The following is a 22,110-nucleotide window of genomic DNA, read 5'->3' on the forward strand; positions in this document are numbered from 1 at the left end:
AACTAGTGCTCGAATCAACAACTTTCGACCAGCTTCGTATTGGCCTGGCCACCGCTGACGACATCCGTCGTTGGTCCTACGGTGAGGTCAAGAAGCCGGAAACCATCAACTACCGCACGCTCAAGCCCGAGAAGGACGGCCTCTTCGGAGAGCAGATCTTCGGACCGAGCCGTGACTGGGAGTGCGCCTGCGGAAAGTACAAGCGGGTCCGCTTCAAGGGAATCGTCTGCGAGCGCTGCGGCGTGGAGGTCACCAAGTCCTCCGTGCGTCGTGAGCGCATGGGCCACATCGAGCTCGCCGCTCCCGTGACCCACATCTGGTACTTCAAGGGCGTGCCCTCGCGCCTCGGCTACCTGCTGGACATGGCGCCGAAGGACCTCGAGAAGGTCATCTACTTCGCCGCCTACATGGTGATCTCCGTCGATGAGGAGGCGCGTCACCGCGACCTCCCCACGCAGGAGAACAACATCCGGCTCGAACTGAAGACGCTCGGCGACCGTCGCGACTCGCGCATCGCAGCCCGCCTCCTCAAGCTGGAGGAGGAGCTCGCAGCGCTCGAGGAGGAAGGCGCCAAGGCCGACCAGAAGAAGAAGGTCAAGGACGCCGCCGAGAAGGAGATGGCGTCGATCCGCAAGTCGTTCGATGACCAGATCATCCGTCTGGAGAAGGTGTGGGAAGACTTCCGCACCCTGTCCGTCGGTGACCTCAAGGGCGAAGACGAGATCTTCCACGAGCTGCAGGACCGCTTCGGTCAGTACTTCGAGGCCTACATGGGCGCCGAGTCGATCAAGCGTCGCCTGCTGGCGTTCGACCTCGCACAGGAGTCGATCGACCTGCACCTGCAGATCTCCGAGGGCAAGGGTCAGCGCAAGATCCGCGCGATCAAGCGTCTGAAGGTCGTCAACTCGTTCCTGCAGACCGGCATGAGCCCGGCCTCGATGGTGCTGGATGTCGTCCCGGTGATCCCGCCGGAGCTGCGCCCGATGGTGCAGCTGGACGGTGGCCGCTTCGCGACCTCCGACCTGAACGACCTCTACCGTCGCGTGATCAACCGCAACAACCGTCTTCGTCGTCTGATCGACCTCGGTGCTCCCGAGATCATCGTCAACAACGAGAAGCGGATGCTGCAGGAGGCCGTCGACGCGCTGTTCGACAACGGTCGCCGTGGTCGTCCCGTCACCGGTACCGGCAACCGTGCGCTCAAGTCGCTCTCCGACATGCTCAAGGGCAAGCAGGGCCGGTTCCGTCAGAACCTGCTCGGCAAGCGCGTGGACTACTCGGGCCGTTCGGTCATCATCGTCGGACCCCAGCTGAAGCTGCACCAGTGCGGTCTGCCCAAGCAGATGGCGCTCGAGCTGTTCAAGCCGTTCGTGATCAAGCGCCTGATCGACCTCGGTCACTCGCAGAACATCAAGGCCGCCAAGCGCGCCGTGGAGCGTACGCGCCCCGAGGTGTGGGACGTGCTCGAGGAGATCATCCGCGAGCGCCCCGTGCTGCTGAACCGTGCGCCCACGCTGCACCGTCTCGGCATCCAGGCGTTCGAGCCCCAGCTCGTCGAGGGCAAGGCCATCCAGCTGCACCCGCTCGTGTGTGCTGCGTTCAACGCAGACTTCGACGGCGACCAGATGGCTGTCCACCTGCCGCTGTCGGTCGAGGCCCAGGCCGAGGCCCGCATCCTGATGCTCGCCTCGAACAACATCCTGAAGCCGTCCGACGGCCGTCCGGTCACCCTGCCTTCGCAGGACATGATCATCGGCCTGCACCACCTGACCACGGTCAAGGTGGGCGCCAAGGGCGAGGGCCGTGCATTCGGCTCCGTCGGCGAGGCGATCCTGGCCAAGGACGAGGGCACCCTCGATCTGCAGGCATCCGTGCGCATCCGCATCCCGGGACTCACGTTCCTCGAGTCGGAGGGCGAGACCCCGGAGAGCATCGCGGCGTACGAGCGCAACGGCCTCGTGGTCACCTCGCTCGGACAGGCGATCTTCAACGACACGCTCCCCAAGGGCTACCCGTTCGTTCGCGAGCAGGCAGACAAGGGCAAGCTGTCGCAGATCGTCAACAAGCTCGCCGAGGAGTACCCGAAGGTGGAGGTCGCTGCATCGCTCGACCGCATCAAGGACGCCGGCTTCTACTGGGCCACCCGTTCGGGTGTCACGGTGGCGCTGAGCGACATCCTCACGCCCCCGAACAAGGGCGAGATCGTCGCGGGCTACGAGAAGAAGGCCGCCAAGGCGCAGGACCAGTTCGAGAAGGGTCTCACCACCGACGCCGAGCGTCGTCAGGAGCTCATCAAGATCTGGACCGAGGCGACCGACGAGGTCCAGAAGGCCATGCGCGACAACTTCCCGGAGGACAACACCATCAACCGCATGGTGTCCTCGGGCGCTCGTGGTAACTGGCTCCAGATCCGGAACATCGCCGGTATGCGTGGCCTGGTGAACAACCCGAAGGGTGAGATCATCCCTCGCCCGATCATCTCCTCGTACCGCGAGGGGCTGTCGGTCGCGGAGTACTTCATCGCGACGCACGGTGCCCGTAAGGGTCTGGCCGACACGGCCCTCCGTACCGCCGACTCGGGTTACCTCACGCGTCGTCTCGTAGACGTCTCGCAGGATGTCATCATCCGTGAAGAGGACTGCGGCACGGCCAAGGGCCTCGAACTCCCGATCGCGGCATTCGGCGCGAACGGCGAGCTCGTCCGCGACGCGAACGTCGAGAACTCGGTGTTCGCCCGTACGCTCGCATCCGAGGTCGTCGGTGCAAACGGTGAGGTTCTCGCCGCTGCCGGTGACGACGTCGGAGACGTGCTGATCAACCGCCTCGTCGAGGCGGGCGTGGAGAACATCAAGGTCCGCTCCGTGCTGACCTGTGACTCCGCGGTCGGCGTCTGCGCGCAGTGCTACGGCCGTTCGCTGGCCACCGGCAAGATCGTGGACATCGGTGAGGCCGTCGGCATCATCGCGGCCCAGTCGATCGGTGAGCCGGGAACCCAGCTCACGATGCGTACCTTCCACACGGGTGGTTCGGCATCGGCCGATGACATCACGCAGGGTCTGCCGCGTGTCCAGGAGCTGTTCGAGGCGCGTACCCCCAAGGGCGCGTCCCCGATCGCGGAGTCGGACGGTCGCATCACGATCGATGAGACCGACCGGGCCAAGAAGGTCATCCTGACGCCCGACAACGGCGACGAGCCGCACGTCTACCCGGTGCTCAAGCGCGCGACGCTGCTGGTCGAGGACGGCCAGCACGTCACGGTCGGTCAGCCGATCCTGGTGGGCACGCTGGACCCCAAGGAGGTCATGCGTGTCATGGGTGCCCGCGAGGTGCAGCGTTACCTCGTGAACGGCGTTCAGGGCGTGTACCGCTCGCAGGGCGTGCCGATCCACGACAAGCACATCGAGGTCATCGTTCGTCAGATGCTCCGCAAGGTCACCGTCGTCGATCACGCCGACACGACCCTGCTCCCGGGTGAGCTCGTGGACTTCAAGAAGTACCAGGCGCTCAACCGCCAGGCGGTCGCCGAGGGCAAGCGCCCCGCGTCCGGTCGCCCGGAGCTGATGGGTATCACGAAGGCGTCGCTCGCGACCGAGTCGTGGCTGTCGGCCGCCTCCTTCCAGGAGACGACCCGCGTGCTCACGCAGGCTGCGATGGAGGGCAAGAGCGACCCGCTCGTCGGCCTCAAGGAGAACGTCATCATCGGAAAGCTCATCCCCGCGGGGACGGGCCTGGCGAAGTACCGCGACGTCATCGTCGAGGCCACCGACGAGGCGAAGAGCGAGCGGTACCCCAACCGCATCTTCGCGTCCGATGGTGCGTACAGCGACGCCGACCTGAGCTACGTCGATTTCGACAGCTTCTCGACGGACGACTTCACGCCCGGCACGTACAACTGATTGAGGCGAGGAGAGCGAGCTTGCTCGCTCGCACGAGCCGATTGAAAGTTGTCGAGCGACGAAGTCGCGAATACAACTGATCGGTGGGGGATGCCTCATGACGAGGCATCCCCCCATCCACTCGAACGGCCCCGGTTTCGACCGGGGCCGTTCGGCGTATGCGGGCGCGCCGAGGGGGCGCGCGGGGCAGGTGCCGCCTACCGTGGAGGAGGGCGGGGAGGTGGGGCTTGTGGCGAAGGTCGGTGGACGCAACATCTGGATCGCGGTGCCGGCGGGATTGCTGTGCGTCGGGGTCGTCGGCGCGCTCGCGTGGCTGTCTCAGCCGATCCTCCCGGCGACAGCGGCGTGGATGGGCGATGCGCTGCGCAACGCGACCACACACACCGCGCCGACCCCGGAGGCGAGCCGGACCCCCGGGTTCGTCTCGGCCGTGACATCGGATTGCCGCGCGCTGTATCCCGATGATCTCTGGTCCGAGCTGACCTGGACGCGCGGCGTGCTCCTGTCGCAGACCACCGCGGCGCCCGCGACCTCTGCACAGGCGATCGTCGAGGCGCTCACGCCCGAGGTGCGGGTCTCCTGCACCTGGACGGCGGACGGCGGGATGTCGATCTCCACGACCGTGGCGGCCGTCTCGGCTGAGGCCGCGCCCATCGCCGAGGCCGCCTTCATCGGTGCAGGCTTCACGTGCGACAGCGCGGCCGGACTCCAGTGCACGCGCACGGAGGGCAGCGTGCTCGAAGAGCACATCCTGCGGGACGGCCTGTGGATCTCGAGCGTCGAGACGGCGTGGCATCCCGAGGACTACGACGCCCGCATCGCGACGCATCTGTGGGGCTGACCCACCCCGACGCGCTCAGCCGAAGACGCTCGCGATGATGCTGTCGGTGTAGCCGGCCGGCGCCAGGTTCGCGTAGTTCGTATCGATCAGCACGCCTTCGCGCCAGAACAGGGTGCGCCCCTGCGTGACGGGGTACTGCTCGTTCTCCCATGTCTTCTCGCACCGGGTGCCGCCTTCCGGCGTGTAGCAGGTGAAGCCGTCCTCGTCGGCGAGCTGGTTGAGCATGTCCAGCGCGGGGCCACGGGACATCTTCGAGATCGTGGTCTGCAGTCCGCTGATGTCGGCGCGGGGATCCCGCCACAGACACACGAGGCTCCCGTCGGGTTGGGAGCCCGTCGCGATTCCCATCGCCGGATCGTTCAACGGCGTCTCGCCCAGCTCGGCGAGCACCGCTTCGGACAGGATCGCGCGGCAATCCGTCGGCAGTGCGATCGGCCTAGCCGTGGGGGTCGGCGTCGGGCTCGCGGTGCGTGCAGACTCGGTGGCGACGGGGCGCGGCGTGCCGCTGGACCGCGCAGTCGGACCGGCATCGGGCTCGGCGACGCACCCCGAGAGCATCACCATCGCCACCAGAACGGATGCCGCGGCGGCCCCGAATGAACCCCATCGGTGTGTCATGGCCTCACGATAGTGTCGCCCCGAGCACGACACACAGCGGCACGCCTCCGGTGCCGTGCGGGCGCGGCAGGATAATCTCACTGTGCGGGGACGTTCCTCGCGTGAGGAGTGCATCCGATGAGTGACCCGAAATCGTCTTACGGCGAGCCGGTCGAAGAGCCCACTGACGTCGACGACGTCGTCGGGCGCGCCCACGAGGGCCTCGCCGACGCCGAGGCCGCCGGTCGCGAAGCCGTTGTGGCCGATGCCGCTGCCGCTCAGGATGCCGCCACCGACGCCGCAGAGCCGGTCGCCGACGCCCCCGCGCCCGACGCTGCGCCCGCTACCACCGCGTCGGATGACTACGACCCGTCGATCTACGAGACCGCCGCCGCCCTCACGCCGGTCGACGAGACCCCGACCGTCGTCGTCGCCGAGCCGGTGGTCACGCCGAGCGAGCCCGTCTACGACGAGGTCGTGTACGCCGCCCCGGCCGTCATCGCCGCGGCTCAGCCCATCTTCGTCCAGGCTCCGGAGGCGCCCCGCCCGCGCGGCAACCGTGCTGCCGCCGGCGCGATCGGCCTGCTGGCCGCCGTGGCGTTCGCCATCCTGTACCTCGGTGCCGCCCTCGGCTTCGGCGCGATCAGCGGCGAAGTGACCGCCGAGAACGTCGGCACGGTCGCCCTGACCGCCTTGAGCACCTGGTCGCTGTGGGTGCCGGTCGTCGTCTTCTTCCTCGCCTTCTGGCTGCTCGGCGCGATCATCAACCGTGGTCGCTGGGGAATCTGGGTCATCACCGGACTCCTCGTGGGCGTCGCGGCCTACGGCGGCCACATCCTCGGTGCGCTGTTCGAGGCGCCGTTCTGGATGCTCACCGCGAGCCAGGGCGTGACGCTCGTCGAGGGGCAGCTTCTCGCGCCGCTCGCCATCGCCGCGTTCGTGTTCGGCCGCGAGCTGACCATCTGGTTCGGTGCATGGGTCGCGGCACGCGGCAAGCGCGTCACCGAGCTGAACATCGAAGCACAGCGCGAGTACGAGCGCACTCTCGAGGCCGGGCCGCAGCTGGTCCGTCAGTGACATGACCGCGCCCGCGTCACCCGGCGGCGGATCCGTCCGCCCCGAAGTGGCGCTGGCCTTCGCGGTGGTCGGCTACGTCGCCCTCGCGATCTTCGGTCTCGGGATGACGAGCCTGGTGACGAACCAGGAAGTCATCTCCGTGCCCGGCCTGGGGCAGCTGCCCGGCATCGTCGGCATGACGCTGTCGACGGCCGCGTTCGCCGGCGGCTTGTGGGCGGCCGTGCGACGCCCGCATCCGTCGTTCTGGGGCGTACCCGGCGCGATGCTCGGCGCGTTCCTGGGGTACCTCGTCGGGATCTGGGGCGCCGCGGTGATCGGCGGCACCGACCTCGCCGCCGCCACGGCGGCCATGGGCATGCTCGCCACCTCCTGGTTCGGTCTGGTCGTCCTCGCCGCCGCCTTGGTCTGCGCGTGGAGCGGCATCGCGCTCGTGCGCACCCGCGCCGGGCGACCGCGCTGGCCGTGGGAGCGCGACGACGAGTGACGGATGTCGCGGCATCCGCTCTGCGTGTTCGATGACGGCGTTCCCGCGTCGAAGCGGATGCGCGGGATAGCCTGGCTCTCGTGGAGCGGTCGCTAGAGACCCAGGTCAGCCAGGCAGTGGATGCGTGGCTGCGATGGTTGCCGCGCTGGGAACCTGCCACCCACCGCGGCCGTGTCGCTCCGTGCCGCCGCTGCTTCGGCTCGCCGATCCTGTCGGCGGCGGGGCTCGGCGCCGACGTGCCGCACGGCGTGCAGCACGGTCTGTCCACCCGGATCAAGACGATCGTCGACCACGCCGTGGCCGAGTACACCGCGCTGAACCTCCCGATGCTGCAGGCCGAGCTCGACCAGCAGGCCGCGCGCAACCGGGCCCGCAGCTACCGGCCGACCGAGGGGCTCGAGCCCGAGTTCGAGGGGCTGCCGCTGGATCCCGATCCTGTACCGGGTGCGCCCTTCCTCTTCACGATCTCGGGGCTGGCGGCGCAGTCCGACGCCGCCGTGCCCGACCTCCCGCCGCTCAGCGCCGATGCGAAGGCGGCCCTGCGCCAGGAGGTCGGCCTCGCCGACGACTACGCCAACATGATCGGGCGCGAGGTGTGCGCCGTGCTGCTGCACCACCGGCTGCGGATCCAGGCGGCCGTCACCGAATACGTCGAGCCGCAGATCGAGGCGATGCTCGAGGAGCTGACCCGATCGCTGGACGCTCCGTTCGATCCGGGCGACCCCGGCGGCGCTGATCCGCGCCCGTAGCGTCCACAACCGAGGACGTCCATCCTTCTCGGATCCACCTCCGGGTTAGCATGATCGGGGCTTCTGCGCCCGCGCTCGTTCGCCGCCTTCGTCGCGGGCGCCCATCGGATCCAGGACAGGGGGGCGTGTGACCAAGCGTCTGCCCTCCGCGCCGCCGATCCTTCCCGGCCTCGCCTACGTGCACCCGCTGGGCTCGGGGGGCTTCGCCGACGTGTTCCTGTACCAGCAGGACATGCCCCGACGCAGCGTCGCGGTGAAGGTGCTGCCGAGCGATGTGAGCGATCCCGAACTGCGGCGCATGTTCAATGCCGAGGCCGATGTGCTCGCGCATCTGTCGGCGCATCCGTCGATCGTCACCGTCTACCAGGCGGGCATCTCCGCCGACGGCCGGCCCTACATCGTGATGGAGTACTGCCCGGGCTCGCTCGCCCAGCGGTACCGGCTGGAGCGACTTCCGTTGGACGAGGTGCTCGGCATCGGCATCCGGATGGCGAGCGCCCTGGAGTCCGCGCACCGCGCCGGTCTCATCCATCGCGACGTCAAACCGAGCAACATCCTGATCACGTCCTTCGGCGTCCCGGTGCTCGCCGACTTCGGCATCTCCTCCTCCCTCACCCACCACTCCGGCGACGAGGTCCTCGCGATGAGCGTGCCGTGGAGCGCGCCCGAGGTGATCGCCGAGGCGACGGCCGGCACGGTGGCCAGCGAGGTGTGGGCGCTCGGCGCCACCGTCTACTCGCTGCTGGCCGGGCACAGTCCGTTCGAGCGGATGGAGAAGGGCCAGAACTCCCGCGATCAGCTGCGGCGCCGCATCCTGCATGCGAGCTATCCGCGCATGACGCGCCCCGACGTGCCCGACGAGGTGCAGGCGGTGCTGGCGCGGGCGATGTCGCGCGACCCCGATGCGCGGTTCCCCTCGGCGCTGGCCTTCGCCACCGCGCTGCGCGAGACGCAGTCGCGGCTCGGGTTCGCCCCCACGTCGATAGAAGTCGCGGTCGCCGAATGGGCGCCCGCTCCGGCAGGCGTGGACTTCACGGATGTCGCGGCGCGCGGTGTGACGCGCACCCGCGTGGATCAGCCCAGCTCGCGGCGGACCGACATTCCGCAGTCGCTGACGACCCTGGCGCGGGACGAGGACGAGGTGACTTCGACGGTCGCGCGTCGTCGCACGCGACGGGTGTGGCCCTGGGCGGTGACCGCGTCGGCGCTGGTCGTCGCCGGCGGTGCGGTCGTCTGGGCGATCCTGTCCGGGGGAGCCGTCTGACGTGGGCCGCCGTTCGCTGATCTGGGGAGCCGTCGCCGGCACCGCCGTGGTCGCCTCGGTCCTGGCGGTGAGCGTCGTGTGGCCGGGGCTGGACTCGCGCAGCACGCCGCCGGTCGAGGCGTCCGTCTGGGCACTGCAGTCCGGCGAGGGGCGCCGCTATGCCCGCGTGAACACGGCGATCGGCGAGCTGGACACCGTCCGCAGCGTCGCCAACCCCTCGGCGATCGCGCAGACGGATGCCGGGGCGTTCCTGTTCTCGGAGAGCTACGGCAAGCTCACGCCGATCGATGAGGCGCTGCCGGCCAACCTCGACGACGAGGCGCTGCGTGCGTCGCCGAGCACCCCGCCGGGTACCGTCGAGGCGGCCGTCGCGGGGGACTGGGTGGCGTACCGCACGGATTCCGGTGCGGTGTTCGTCGGCTCGCTCTCTCAAGGGGAATCCGTGCAGGTCGACCCGGACGGCAGCTCGGCCGAGGACACCCCGGAATACACGGCCGACGCGATCGCCGTGGATGAGGAGGGCACCCTCTACAGCTGGTCGCAGACCGACGGCGAGGTGCTGCGTCTGCGCATTCCGACGGGCAAGGTCGTCGCGCGCGACGAGGTCGCGGACGCTCCGCAGAACGACGTGAAGATCACGGCGGCCGGCGGCGTCTGGTTCCTGGTGGATGCGTCCGGGGCGCAGTACTGGCGGCGCGGGGCGGACGCTCCGGCCGCGGTCTCGACCGTCGGCGAACCGGCCTTCGCCCAGGCGCAGGCGGACGGTGACGCCGCCTATCTGGCCGACGAGGCAGGACTCGTGGAGCTGCCGGTGGATGGGTCGCCCGCCCGACGCGTGGTCGGAGGCCAGGGGCGCGAGTTCGGCACGCCCGCACGGCCGACGCTCTTCCGCGGCGAACTGTATGCGGCGTGGCTCGGCCCGGACGGCGGCACCCTGTGGAGCGCGACGGATGGGGAGCGCCCCCTCGACTACGGCTCGAGCACGCTCGGCGACGAGCGCCGCCCGGTGTTCGTCGCGTCGTCCGCGAGCATGATCCTGAACGAGACGCGGTCCGGGTGGGTGTGGTCGGCTCCCGAGGGAGCGCTGTTGCCCTCGAGTCAGGACTGGTCGCTGGATGACCGCACCGACCCGCAGTCGGCGCCGAGCGAGGAGCAGGCCGTGGTCGTGCTCGATCCGCGGGCGCCGGTGGCCGAGGCGGACGCCTTCGGGGTGCGTGCCGGGGCCCTCGCCGCCCTGCCGGTGCTGCTGAACGATCACGACGCGAACGAGGATGTACTGAGCATCGACCCGGCGTCGGTGACGGGCCTGGATCCGGGCTTCGGCACGCTGAGCGTGACCGACAACGGACAGCGCCTCGCGGTGCACGTCGCCGCGGACGCGACCGGCACGGCGTCCTTCTCGTACCGCGTCACCGACGGCACCGCGGTCGACGGGCTCGCGTCCGAACCCACCACGGTGACGCTGACGGTCGCGGCGGACGATGTCAACGCGGCGCCCGCGTGGTGCGGCACGGACGGATGCCTCGGCAAGTGGCCGGAGCCCGAGGTCGCGCCCGGCGGCACGGTGTCGATCCCGGTGCTCGGCGCCTGGGTCGATCCCGACGGCGACCCCCTCATGCTGCTCTCGGTCGTCGACGAGACGGGCGTCGGCGCGGTCGCCGCGACGCCGGGCGGCGACATCGTCTACCAGCACCCGGATGCCTCCGCCACCGACGCGCAGATCGTGCAGCTGCGCGTCGCGGTCTCCGATACGCGCGGGGCCGTGACCACGAAGCCGCTGGTGGTGCGCATCTCCGCGCAGCCCCAGCTGAGCGCGACCTCCTTCTCGATGATCGACACGCAGGGTGACGGTCTCACGGTCGATGTCTCACCGCACGTCACCGGCACGGCCGGTCGGCTCTCGCTCACGGCGGTGCGGGTGCTGGATGACGCGACCGCCGAGGTCGTGGCGGGCGCGGGCGGTACGAGCTTCGACTTCACCGCGGCGCAGCCGGGCGAGTACCGGGTGGGCTGGACCGTCTCGGACGGCTCGGCCGAGGCATCCGCCACCGCCCGGATCACGATCCTCCCGTCCGACGCCCCTGCCGCGCTGGGCACCGCGCCGGTGGTGGCGTTCGTGCACCCGCAGCAGGATGTCACGCTGGACGTGTTCGCCGCCGTCGCGAACCCCACCCGGCGCGTGCTGCTGCTGAGCGACGTGCGCCCGACCGCGGCAGACGGCGCGAGCATGTCGGTGGACGTCGTCGGGCAGAACTTCATCCGCGTCTCGGGGTCGACGGAGGACGGCGCGCCCGGTCCGCTCGGGACGATCCGCTACGTGGTCAGCGACGGCACCGACGATGCCGGCGCACGCGTGGAAGGCGTCGCGACGGTGTACCTGCTGCCGCCGTCGCCGGAGTTGGCGCCGATCGCGGTCGACGATGCCGTCATCGTGCGGGCCGGGGCGCAGGTGGACATCCCGGTGCTGGAGAACGACGTGGCCACGGCCGGGGGGACGGTGACGCTCAATCCGGCTTCCGTCGTCTCCTCCAGCGGCACTGCGCTCGCCTTCGCCGCGGGCAGCACACTGCGCTACCTCGCACCCACGACGCCCGGCGAATACCGCATCGACTACTCCGTCTTCGCGGCGGGATCCCCGTCGCTGGCGGATTCGGCGGGCGTCCGCGTCACGGTGATCTCGGACGAGTCGAATCGGCCGCCTCGGCCCGGCACCCTGGAGGGGCGCGTGCTGAGTGGGCAGGTCACGACGATCCCGTTCCGCGACTTCGGGGTGGATCCCGACGGCGACACGGTCTCACTCGACCGCATCGTGGCACAGCCGGCGAGCGGCTCGGCCACGATCTCGGCCGACGGTGAATCGATCGTGTACTCGAGCGTGCCCGGGTTCCGCGGTCAGGTCGCGCTGACGTATCGCGTCGTGGACGGCGCGGGCGCGACCGGCACCGCGACGGCGCGGGTCGGCGTGCTCGACGAGCAGTCCAACCCGAGCCCGGTGACCTTCACCGACTACGTGCAGGTGCAGGTCGGCGAGCAGAACACCGTCCGCATCCGGCCGCTCGCCAACGACATCGATCCGACGGGCGGCGTCCTCGCGGTGGCGGACGTGCGTCCGGATCTCGTCGAGACACTGGCCGACGGCACGCCGAACCCCGAGTACGCCCGGCAGAAGGCTCTCATCGACGACGTGATGAGCGGGCAGGTCGTGATCGCTGCGGGCACAGACCCGGCGACGATGTCGTTCCTCTACGACGTCGAGAGCTCGTCGGGCAACACCGGGCGGGGCCTCATCGTCGTGAAGGTCGTGCGCGAGGCCGTGCCGGACTACCCGGTGGTGACCGACACGGTGCTCACTGCCGAGACGCGCGAACGCTTCCCGGACGGCGTCGACGTGCTCTCCGGCAAGGTCTCGTGGAGCGGCGGCGACGTGAACGACCTCGAGGTGAGCCTCTGGGGCACGCCCGAGGGCGTCACGGTCGAGGGCGACCGGATCAGCGGGGAGCTGCCCGAGCACAGCCGCGTGGTCCCGTTCGCGGTCACCGGTGAGAACTCCGCGGGCGAGGAGATCACGAGCTACGGCTTCCTGCGCATCCCGGGGAAGGCCGACCTGACGCTCGCGCTGCGCGCGGGCACGACCGGCCTCGAGGTGAAGGAGCGCGAATCCGCAACCGTCGACATGGCCGCTCTGGTGGGTGCGCCGCGCGGCACCCGCATCGAGGTCGGCAAGGATGTCGCGGCATCCGGGGCTCGTCCCTCCGCGTCCTGCGTGCTCGAGTCCGGCACCTCGATCCGCTACACCGCGGGCGAAGGTGCACCGTGGGTCGACGCCTGCATCGTGCCGGTGCGCCTGACCGGCCAAACCGACTGGACCTACCTCTCCGTGCCGGTGCGCATCAAGGCGCTCGATCCGCAGCCCGAGCTGAAGACCGCCTCCCTCACAGTCGGGCCGGGGCAGACCGTCACCTACGACCTGACGACCATGACCACGTGGCAGCTGCGGTCGGACTGGAGCTCGATCGCGTACTCCGTCGAATACGGCGGCGGGTCGTTCGCGATCTCCGCGGACGGCTCGATCCTGACGATCACCGGCGCCGACCGCGCTGTTCCCGGCGCGGAGGAGGCGGCCGTGATCGGCGTGTCCAGCCATCCGGGGGTCGCGCCTGCCCGTCTCATCCTGCGCGTCGGCGCCGCACCCAGCACATTGCCGAAGGGCGGCACCGTCGTGCAGCGCTGCTCGCAGGCGTCCGGGTCTTCGTGCACCTTCGCGGTCGCCGGCGCCTCCGGGGAGGTCAACCCCCTGCCGCGCACGCCGCTGGAGGTCGTCGAGGTGCGTCCGACGGGTTCGTGCGTGGGCGTGACGTTCGCGGTGGCCTCCGCCTCCTCGGTGACCGCGAGCTGGACGACGGATGCCCCGGGCGCGACGTGTTCCGCGACGTTCTCGGTGCGCGATGCCCAGGGCCGCCGCACCAACGGAGAGCGCGACGGTGCGGTGCTGCTGGACCTCCAGGGGTATCCGAAGGCCCCCGCCGCACTCACGCAGACGGCCTACGCCGACGGCAGTATCACGCTGCGGGTGGACCCGGGTGAGGCCCGCCAGGCCTATCCCGCCCTCACCGGCTTCACCATCCGCCAGCGCGGCCAGGTGGTCGCCAGCTGCAGCTCCGACGGAACCTGCCCGGCCATCGCCGCGCCCAACGGAGAGCCTCGCGTGTACGAGGCGGTCGCCGTCAACGACGTCGGTTCGTCGCGGGGGAGCGTCGTCACCACCGCGTGGGCGTATCAGACCCCCGCCGCACCGGGCGCGATCACGGCGACGCCCGTCGTGACCAACAACGGAGAGGGCGGCGTCGTCGCACTGCAGGTCGACGGCATCGACGTCGCGGCCACCGGCAGCCTCGAGGTCTCCAGTCCGACCGGAGAGACGATCCAGGTGCGGGTACGCGGCGACGAGCGGTCCGTGACCATTCCGCGCTACCGCGTCGGCTCCAACACCGCCACCACCATCACCGTCACCCCGATCTCGCGCTTCACCGTGCCGCCGGGGCTGGACGGGGCCACCTCCGGGGCGGCCCGTACGGTCACGTCCAACGGCATCGGTGCGCCCACCGGGCTCTCGCTCGCGCTGTCGTCGACCTCGGCCGGCGACGGTACATCGACGGTGACGGCGGAGGCCACCGCGACCCTCGGGGGCGACGGAGCCACCACCCGCTACGGCATCGTGCAGGCCGGGCGGAGCTGCACCGTGGCGGCGACCGGCTCCTCGGCGACCTTCCCCGGCCTCGCCGACGGCGACGAGTACACCTTCACGGTCTGCGCCGAGTCGTGGGCGGGCGACACGCAGTTCGGCCGCAGTACGACGTCGGCGACCGTGCGTGCGGTGCAGTCCGGGCGTGCGCCGCAGGGCTGGACCTACGTCGTCGACCCGACGCCGAGCGTGACCCCGACCGAGGCGCGCTGGCTCATCCGTTCCCCGCTCACCTCCGCGGAGAACCCCCCGCGCAACAACGTCGCGGAGTTCCGCGGCGGACCCCCGACCGACGTGTTCGACCGCAACCCCGACATTCAGGTCCGCTACACCCATAAGGTGTGGGGCACCTCGACCCCGTGGGCGAACACGAGCGCCGCGGCGGGCAGCGCGCCGTACCAGGTCTGGGCGCGCTGGTCGGCGACGACCTGCAGTGGCGGGTCCGACCTGAGCCTGCAGAGCGATTCGTCCAACTCTCCGTCCGGCACCAAGGCCGCGATCACCTTCAGCCCGTCCTCGCTCGTGTTCTACGACGCCCTGGGCGCCGTCCTGCCGCAGACCGCCCCCGGCACCTGGACCGTGCCGGTCGGGGCGGTGCGCGTGGCCGGCATCGGCGTGACGGTCGACTGGAGCGCGCACGGCTGGGGCCTCGCACCGGCCTCGACCACCTTCGGCGCGGACTGCATCCCGAACCTTCCCCCTGGCCCGGGCGGAACACCATGACCCTCGACCTCCCCTCCCTTCCGAAGGACGCCGCATGACCATCTCGCAGGAGCACGCCGCCCGGTTCGCCCAGACGTTCAGCGCGCTGGCCGACAACGTCGAGCAGGCGGTGCTCGGCAAGCGCCACGTCATCGAGCTGGTGCTGATCTCCGTGCTGAGCGAGGGGCACGTGCTGCTCGAGGACGTCCCGGGCACCGGCAAGACCTCGCTGGCGCGGGCCCTCGGGCAGTCGGTGCACGGCACCAACACGCGTATCCAGTTCACCCCCGACCTGCTGCCCGGCGACATCACCGGCATCACGGTGTACGACCAGAAGACCGGCGCGTTCGACTTCCACGCCGGGCCGGTGTTCGCCAACATCGTGCTGGCCGACGAGATCAACCGCGCGAGCCCCAAGACCCAGTCCGCACTCCTCGAGGTCATGGAGGAGGGCAAGGTCACCATCGACGGGATCTCGCGCCCGGTGGGCGTGCCGTTCCTCGTGATCGCGACGCAGAACCCCGTCGAGCAGGCCGGCACCTATCGGCTGCCCGAGGCGCAGCTGGACCGCTTCCTGCTCAAGACGTCGCTGGGTTATCCCGACCACGCTTCCACACTGCGGATCCTCGACGGCGCCGCCGTCGCCACCGCCGATCTCGAGCCGGTCATCGCGCCGCAGACCCTCATCGACCTGGCCGACCTCGCCCGGGAGGTCTACATCGACGCGCTGGTGCTGGACTACATCGCCCGCGTCGTGGATGCCACGCGCTCGGCGGAGCAGGTGCGGCTGGGTGTCAGCATCCGCGGTGCCCTCGCCCTCACCCGCGCGACCCGCACCCGTGCCGCGTCCCAGGGCCGCACGTACGCCACCCCCGACGATGTGAAGGCGCTCGCCGTTCCGGTGCTCTCGCACCGGCTGATCCTGCATCCCGAAGCCGAGTTCGACGGGGTGACCGCCGAGGCGATCATCGGGCAGGTGCTGCTGGACGTGCCGCCGCCCTCGCAGCGCGAGGCCGTATGACCGATTCCGGCCTCACCCGCTCGCACCCCGACGCCCTGACCTCCACGGCGGCGACGGGGGTCACTTCGCGCACCCAGGTCACGACGGCGCACCGCAGCCCGCTGGTCGGGTTCGTCGTGGCCTCGCTGGACGCGCTGCAGCGCACCGGCGACATCGTCGTCCGTGCCGCGCGGCTGATCGGGCGCGCGGTCACGCCGGCCGGGTGGCTCGTGGTGCTCGCCGCGACGGCGGGATTGGTGTGCGGCTGGGCGTTCGGCTGGGTGGAATGGCTCGTCGCGGGGTTCGCGGCCGTCGCGCTCCTCGCGATGACCGCGCCGTTCCTGTTCGGTGCACGGGGCTACGACGTGTCGCTGCGGCTGTCGCACAAACGCATCGTCGCGGGCGACGTGGTCGACGGCTGGATCGACATCCGCAACACCGGTGCGCGCACCGCGCTCCCTGGCCGGCTCGATCTTCCGGTCGGCGACGGGCTCGTCGAACTGGGCGTGCCGCTGCTGCGAGCCGGGCACGACGTCTCGCAGCCGGTCTCGATCCCGGCGCCACGGCGCGGCATCATCACCGTCGGACCCGCGACGGCCGTGCGCACCGACCCGATCGGCCTGCTGCGACGCGAGCGGGAGTGGGACGAGGTGCACGAGCTGTTCGTGCACCCGCGGACGGTCGCGGTCCCGTCGACGAGCGCCGGGCTCGTGCGCGACCTCGAGGGCAGTGCGAGCCGTCGGCTGGTCGATGCGGACATGTCGTTCCACGCCATCCGCCCCTACGCCCCGGGCGATTCGCGGCGGCAGATCCACTGGAAGTCCACCGCCAAGACCGGGCAGCTCATGGTGCGGCAGTTCGAGGAGTCGCGGCGCTCGCGCCTGGCCGTCGTGCTGAGCCTCGCCGAGTCCGAGTACGCCACCGACGACGAGTTCGAGCTGGCCGTGAGCGCGGCGGCCTCCCTGTCCGTGCAGGCGGTGCACGACGGTCGCGACCTGAGCGTGGTCACGGGCGCCGAGATCCCGCGCGTCGTGCGCGGGCGGCTGCGGGCGATCCAGACGCTGTCGGCGGTCTCGCCCCGCGTGCTCCTGGACGACTTCTCCGGCATCCGCTCGCTCGAGCACACCATGCCGCTGGAGGATGTCTGCCGACTCACGGCCGAGGCATCCGAGACCCTGTCGCTGGCGTTCGTGGTCTGCGGGTCGCTGGTGTCGCTGACCCGCGTGCGTCAGGCGGCGATGGCGTTCCCGGCCGACACCACGGTCGTGGCGGTGGTGTGCGACGAACGCGCGCACCCGCGGCGCCGGCCGGTCGGCACCCTGACGGTACTCACGATCGGTCTGCTCGAAGACCTCACCGCGCTGATGCTGCGGGGGGTGCAGGCATGACCGGGCGCTCGCTGCCGACCGCGCCCGTCGTGGCGGGCACGGTCTACGTCCTGGCGATGGCGGCCGTCGCCGCGGTCGCCGCGTGGCCGATCTACGCCGACCCGGCCTTCCTGATCGTGGCGGGAGCGGGCACGGTCGCGGCCGTCGGGATCGCCGCGGCGGCGCACTGGTGGCGCTGGTCGGGCTGGGTGACCGCCGGAGCGGGTGTGCTCGCGCTCCTGGTGCTCGGCGTGACGCTGGCCGTGCCGCTGCCGTGGAGCGGGCCGCTCGGCCTTCTCGGCGCGGTGCGCGACGTCGTCCTGGGTGCCGTCACCGGGTTCAAGGACCTCGTGACGGTCGAGCTGCCGGTCGGCGGCTACCGCAACCTGCTGGTGCCGGCGTTGGTGGTCTTCCTCGGCGGAGCGCTCTGTGCACTGCTCTTGTCCTGGCGGCGCGGACGCGTGGGCGCGATCGCCGTGGTCCCGGCGATCGCGATGGTGTCGTTCGGCCTCGTCTTCGGACTGCCCTCCACGAGCGCGCCGCTCGTGCTCGGGAGCGTGAGCATCCCGGCGCCGCGCGAGCTCGCCACCGGGGCCGCGGCCCTGGTGCTCTCGCTCGCATGGTTGTCGTGGCGGGCGCAGTCCGAGCGCCATGCCGCCCTCCGGCGGGCCGCCGATGCCACCGGTGTGCGCATCTCCCGCCGCCGCTCGGCGTCCGACCTGCGCCGTGCGGTCCTGGCCGGCGGCATGATCGTCGCGGCTGTCGCGATCGCGGCCGTGGCCGCCCCGGCGGTCGCCGACGGACGCACACGCGACGTGCTGCGCAGCGCCGCCGGACCCGAGCTGGCCATCAGCCGGGCGCTGAGCCCCCTGACCTCGTACCGCACGGCCTTCGACGACGACTTCGCGCAGGTGCTGTTCCAGGTCGAGGCGGTGCAGGGGAAGCTCCCCGAACGCATCCGCATCGCGACACTCTCCGACTACGACGGCGCCACGTTCCGCGTGGCCGACGGCGGTTCCGGTGGCGAAGACTCGAGCTTCCTCCGGGTGCCCTCGCGGCGCGACGGCGGCGTCGGCGAGAGCGCGACGGTGCGGATCCGCATCGACGGGCTGGACGGTATCTGGCTTCCGACGTTCGGCACGGTCGAAGAGGTGGATTTCGACGGCGCGGATGCCGCGTCCCTGGCCGATGCGTTCTACTACAACGAGGACGCCCGGGCCGGCGTCGAGACGGCCGGCGGGGGAGTGCGGTCGGGGCAGTCGTACCTCGTCTCTGCGGTCGTCGCCCCGGAGCCTCCGCTGGAGACCCTGACCGCGCCGGGGGCGTCCCCGGCCGTCGAGCTCCCGGACACCCTCACTGCCTGGATGGACGCGCAGGATGCCGGCACCGATGGTGCGGCGCTGGCCACCCTGGTCGAGCGGCTCCGCTCGCGCGGGTACCTCAGCCACGCGCTGGCGGTGCCCGAGGAGGGTGCCGCATGGGCCGCCGCGCTGCCCGGCTACACGTTCCAGCCGAGTGCGTCGGGGCATTCCCTCGCCCGCATCGACACGATCTTCCGGCAGCTGCTGGAGCGCGAGGCGGACGTCGACGGCACCGACGCGTCGTTGGTGGCCGCGATCGGCGACGACGAGCAGTTCGCGGTCGCGACCGCCCTGATCGCCCAGGAGCTGGGCTTCCCGTCCCGTGTCGTCGTCGGGGCGCGGCTCTCCGGAGCCGACGAGGGCGTGCCGCCCTGCGTGGACGGCGCCTGCACCGGCGCGAACCTGACGGCCTGGGTCGAGGTGCGCTCTGCGCAGGGCGACTGGGTCGCCGTCGACGTCACTCCGCAGCACGAGGATGCCGCCGACTCGGACATCACCCGCGTCCGCGACCCGGAGAACCCGACCGAGGTGCAGCCGGAATCGGCGCGCGAGGTCGTGCCGCCCGATCCCGAGCAGCAGGACGCGCAGCCGGAGAGCGAGCCGGAGACGGCATCCGTCGACTGGGCGCTGATCGGCGAGGTGACGCGCGTCGTCGCCATCGTCGCGGCATCCCTCTTGCTCCTGTGCGGTCCGTTCGTGCTCGTCCTGGTGGCCAAGGCGTCGCGGCGGCGCCGCCGCCGCAGCGCTCCGCAGGCGGCATCCCGTGTCGTCGGGGGCTGGGACGAGTACGTCGATGCCGCCGTCGACCACGGTCTGCCGGCCCCGCGGGCACAGACCCGCAGCGAGCTCGCGGAACAGTACGCGACTCCGGATGCCCCGATGCTCGCGGTCGCCGCGGACCGAGCCGTATTCTCCGACGCGGCGCTCTCGGAGGCCGAGGCGGCGGAGTTCTGGAGACTGGTCGACCAGGAGCGTCACCGTTTCGCCGCGGAGTCGACGGTATGGCGCAGAATCGTGGCAGCCGTATCGTTGGAGTCGTTCACCCGGAGCCTGTGGCCACGGGCGTCACGCACACGTACGACGCATCGCATCGAGAGGAGGGGGCGCGCTCCCCAGGGAGAGGCCCGCTGACATGAGAGATCCGCTACTGCTGACCCTCGGGATCCTGCTCGCCGTCGCCGTGTACGTCTGGACCGCCGCGAGCCTGCACGCCGTGTTCCGCAAGGCCGGGGAAGAGGGCTGGCAGGCCTGGGTCCCGGTGCTCAACACGATCATCCTGCTGCGCCTCGGCGGCTTCTCGGGCTGGTGGGTGCTGCTCGGCCTGGTGCCGATCGTGAACATCGTCTTCGTCGTGATCCTCGTGATCGCGTACTACCGGATCAGTCGCGCCTTCGGCTTCGGAGCCGGGATGACGGTGCTCGCGGCGCTGGTGCTCCCCGTGTGGTCCACCATCCTCGGCTGGGGTTCGGCGCGCTGGCTCGGCGCCGCGCACGCCGCCGGCCACGGCCACGGTCCGGTCCGGCGCGGCGACACCGCCCTCGACGCGCGGATCCTCGGAGGTGCCGGCGAGGCCTACGTGCCGCTGCTCCCGCCGACCGCACAGGAAGCGCCTGCCGCTCCCACTGTGGCACCGGTCGCCGCCGCCGCTTCGGCGGCGCAGCCGGTAGCCCCGACCCCGGCGCCTGCGCCCGCGCCTGCTGCCGCGTCGGAGCCCGCCGGCCCGATCGACTCGGTCCCCTTCACACCCACCCCTGCCCCGCATTCCGCGCTCGACTGGTGGGCCGACGCGGAGGCTTCTGCCGAAGAGCAGCCCGTCGAACGGGTGCGCGCGCCGTATACAGGCTCGATCCCGATCCCGCGCAACGATGCGCGCGAAGAGCCCGTTGCTCCGGCCGCGCCGCGTCGCGCGGTCGTGCCCGGTGCCGACGAGCTCCCCGAAGGGACGACGGATGCCGCGGCATCCGTCCCCTCCTTCTTCGCGGAGACACCCGCCCCCGCGCCGGCGCAGACGCCCGTCGCCTCGCCACCTGTCGCCGCGGTCGATCCGTGGGCGCCCCCGGCAGCGGTGACCACGCCGATCCCGGCCGCCGCGATGCGGGCGATGCGTTCGGCACCGGTCACGGCCGACAGCGACGGTTCGTTCGACACCTCCGGCGAGGTGTCCGCCGTTGCGGGCGCCCCGCGCCTCGGGGAACCCAAGGCCGCGCTGGCCTCCGTCTCGGCCGTGCAGCGCGGCGCAGCCTTCCCCGACCCCGAAGAGGAGTTCGACGAGACGATCCTCGCGTTCCGGCGCCGCACCAGCTGGACGCTCACCCGCCCGCTCGGCGTGCCGGTCAAGGTCGCCGGCGACGTGCTGATCATCGGCCGCCGCCCCGCGGCGGACCCCGACTTCCCCACCGCGCAGCTGGTGCCGGTCGCGGACGAGACGCGCACGATGTCAAAGACGCACGCGCGCCTCGAACTCCACGGAGGCAGCTGGCTGGTGGTCGACCTGGACTCGACCAACGGCGTGATCCTGGTGCGCGAGGACGGCTCCGAGGTCGAGGCGACCCCGGGCGTGCCCGAGCAACTGGTCGAGCGGTTCTTCCTCGGCGACGCCGAGCTCCGGCTCGCGCAGGACTCGCTGGGATCATGACCTCCACCCCCGAGGGCGACGGGCCCGACGGGGGCCTGGGCGACGAGACGCTCTTCGACGACGCCGCCGAACGCACCGCGATGTCGTCGCGCCGTCGCGAGGGGACACCGGCGCTGGCGGCGCCGGAGATCGTCGCGGGGGAGTCCGCTGCGGACGATGCCGTCGAGCGCACGGAGATGTCGTCGCGCCGACGCGCCACCGCGGGGTCAGACGCCACGGCCGATGCGTGGGAGGAGACGGCACTGGACGACCCGCTGGATTCGACCATCGTCGTCCACCGGGGCACGACCCGGATCGACGACGACACGATCCGTGCCGTGCGGGCGACGCCGCCGACGCGCACGGCCTCGACGCCCGACCGGGCGGCGCCCGCATCGGGTCGCGCCGCCTCGGCTCCCGCCACCGGTCGGGTCGCACACGCCCCCGCGGTCGGGGCAGAACGCTACCCCCGCAGGGCGGTGCCGAAGGCTCTGCCCGCGGCAGGCGAGGACGACACGGAGCGCCGACGGCCCGCGACCCCCGGCATCCCTCCACGGCCGTACGGCGAAGGCCCGACGATCGACCGGGCCATCCGGAGCACCGCGCGCCGGCGCGCAGTGCTGCTGGGCGCCGCGATCCTCCTCGCCCTCGGGTCGGCCGCCGTCGTGCTGATCGCGCTGCTGGGGGGCGGGGCCGCCTGATCCGAGGGCCCCTGCCGAACCCGGCTCCATTTGACCGCGCCCGGGAGGGCGCCTATCATAGATCGGGTGTGCGCTCATGCGCGCTTTGTGCTGCGCCTCGGCGCGTCGCAGGGTCGTGGACGCACCATCTCAGGGAACCGACCTGCGAACAGGTCAACCCCCACGGCTTGTCCACGAAAACATCGACAGTCTGCTGTCGTTCCGGTGGATCCACG

13 protein-coding genes are annotated in these 22,110 nt (G+C 71.2%); 12 read left to right on the forward strand and 1 reads right to left on the reverse strand.

The genetic code is table 11. From position 1 onward, the window contains the following. The first annotated feature begins 5 nt into the window (after nt 1-5). Both ASD65_RS15255 and ASD65_RS15260 read left to right on the forward strand, forming a co-directional pair. Nucleotides 6-3,896 carry a DNA-directed RNA polymerase subunit beta' gene (locus tag ASD65_RS15255; RefSeq protein WP_056223918.1) on the forward strand — a complete coding sequence of 1,297 codons (3,891 nt, stop codon included), beginning with the start codon at nt 6-8 and terminating at the stop codon, nt 3,894-3,896. A gap of 97 nt (nt 3,897-3,993) precedes the next feature. Next, entirely contained in the window at nt 3,994-4,737 is a 744-nt protein-coding gene (locus tag ASD65_RS15260) for a hypothetical protein (protein WP_235566734.1), read from the forward strand. Between the two features lie 15 nt (nt 4,738-4,752). Here the strand turns inward: ASD65_RS15260 and ASD65_RS15265 are convergent, their stop codons facing one another. Further along, nucleotides 4,753-5,355 (reverse strand): hypothetical protein, encoded by a 603-nt coding sequence (locus ASD65_RS15265; protein WP_056223922.1) that lies wholly within the window; start codon nt 5,353-5,355, stop codon nt 4,753-4,755. 117 nt (nt 5,356-5,472) lie between these two features. On the opposite strand from ASD65_RS15265, the gene ASD65_RS15270 reads away from it, so the two are divergent. The 10 genes from ASD65_RS15270 to ASD65_RS15315 all read left to right on the forward strand — a co-directional run bounded on the left by ASD65_RS15270 (nt 5,473) and on the right by ASD65_RS15315 (nt 21,895). Further along, nucleotides 5,473-6,411, forward strand: a complete 939-nt coding sequence (locus ASD65_RS15270; protein WP_056223924.1) for a hypothetical protein — start codon at nt 5,473-5,475, stop codon at nt 6,409-6,411. A gap of 1 nt (nt 6,412) precedes the next feature. Continuing rightward, on the forward strand, nt 6,413-6,895 hold the full coding sequence (locus ASD65_RS15275; RefSeq protein ID WP_056223926.1) for a hypothetical protein: 483 nt from the start codon (nt 6,413-6,415) through the stop codon (nt 6,893-6,895). Between the two features lie 80 nt (nt 6,896-6,975). After that, nucleotides 6,976-7,644 (forward strand): hypothetical protein, encoded by a 669-nt coding sequence (locus tag ASD65_RS15280; RefSeq protein WP_056223928.1) that lies wholly within the window; start codon nt 6,976-6,978, stop codon nt 7,642-7,644. 127 nt (nt 7,645-7,771) lie between these two features. Next, the gene (locus ASD65_RS15285; protein ID WP_056223929.1) at nt 7,772-8,908 is read left to right on the forward strand and encodes a serine/threonine-protein kinase; all 1,137 of its coding nucleotides are present in this window, start codon (nt 7,772-7,774) and stop codon (nt 8,906-8,908) included. Between the two features lies 1 nt (nt 8,909). Then, nucleotides 8,910-14,873, forward strand: a complete 5,964-nt coding sequence (locus ASD65_RS15290; protein WP_056223931.1) for an Ig-like domain-containing protein — start codon at nt 8,910-8,912, stop codon at nt 14,871-14,873. A gap of 34 nt (nt 14,874-14,907) precedes the next feature. Next, nucleotides 14,908-15,873: an AAA family ATPase gene (locus ASD65_RS15295; RefSeq protein ID WP_056223934.1), complete on the forward strand. Its 966-nt coding sequence runs from the start codon at nt 14,908-14,910 to the stop codon at nt 15,871-15,873. Beyond that, nucleotides 15,870-17,240 carry a DUF58 domain-containing protein gene (locus tag ASD65_RS15300; RefSeq protein ID WP_056223935.1) on the forward strand — a complete coding sequence of 457 codons (1,371 nt, stop codon included), beginning with the start codon at nt 15,870-15,872 and terminating at the stop codon, nt 17,238-17,240. The genes ASD65_RS15295 and ASD65_RS15300 overlap by 4 nt, the downstream gene beginning before the upstream one ends. After that, on the forward strand, nt 17,237-19,711 hold the full coding sequence (locus tag ASD65_RS15305; RefSeq protein ID WP_056223937.1) for a transglutaminase-like domain-containing protein: 2,475 nt from the start codon (nt 17,237-17,239) through the stop codon (nt 19,709-19,711). The genes ASD65_RS15300 and ASD65_RS15305 overlap by 4 nt, the downstream gene beginning before the upstream one ends. A gap of 1 nt (nt 19,712) precedes the next feature. After that, on the forward strand, nt 19,713-21,215 hold the full coding sequence (locus ASD65_RS15310; RefSeq protein WP_056223940.1) for a DUF5684 domain-containing protein: 1,503 nt from the start codon (nt 19,713-19,715) through the stop codon (nt 21,213-21,215). Next, nucleotides 21,212-21,895, forward strand: a complete 684-nt coding sequence (locus tag ASD65_RS15315; protein WP_056223942.1) for a hypothetical protein — start codon at nt 21,212-21,214, stop codon at nt 21,893-21,895. The genes ASD65_RS15310 and ASD65_RS15315 overlap by 4 nt, the downstream gene beginning before the upstream one ends. The last annotated feature ends 215 nt before the right edge of the window (nt 21,896-22,110 follow it).

It is taken from the genome of Microbacterium sp. Root61 (assembly GCF_001427525.1).
Taxonomy (GTDB): Bacteria; Actinomycetota; Actinomycetes; order Actinomycetales; family Microbacteriaceae; genus Microbacterium.

What these genes read in the sequence shown, in the direction of transcription:
- ASD65_RS15260 (WP_235566734.1), top strand. Translation starts at nt 3,994, where the DNA reads ATGACGAGGCATCCCCCCATCCACTCGAACGGCCCCGGTTTCGACCGG.
- ASD65_RS15265 (WP_056223922.1), bottom strand. Translation starts at nt 5,355, where the DNA reads ATGACACACCGATGGGGTTCATTCGGGGCCGCCGCGGCATCCGTTCTG.
- ASD65_RS15270 (WP_056223924.1), top strand. Translation starts at nt 5,473, where the DNA reads ATGAGTGACCCGAAATCGTCTTACGGCGAGCCGGTCGAAGAGCCCACT.
- ASD65_RS15275 (WP_056223926.1), top strand. Translation starts at nt 6,413, where the DNA reads ATGACCGCGCCCGCGTCACCCGGCGGCGGATCCGTCCGCCCCGAAGTG.
- ASD65_RS15295 (WP_056223934.1), top strand. Translation starts at nt 14,908, where the DNA reads ATGACCATCTCGCAGGAGCACGCCGCCCGGTTCGCCCAGACGTTCAGC.
- ASD65_RS15300 (WP_056223935.1), top strand. Translation starts at nt 15,870, where the DNA reads ATGACCGATTCCGGCCTCACCCGCTCGCACCCCGACGCCCTGACCTCC.
- ASD65_RS15305 (WP_056223937.1), top strand. Translation starts at nt 17,237, where the DNA reads ATGACCGGGCGCTCGCTGCCGACCGCGCCCGTCGTGGCGGGCACGGTC.
- ASD65_RS15310 (WP_056223940.1), top strand. Translation starts at nt 19,713, where the DNA reads ATGAGAGATCCGCTACTGCTGACCCTCGGGATCCTGCTCGCCGTCGCC.
- ASD65_RS15315 (WP_056223942.1), top strand. Translation starts at nt 21,212, where the DNA reads ATGACCTCCACCCCCGAGGGCGACGGGCCCGACGGGGGCCTGGGCGAC.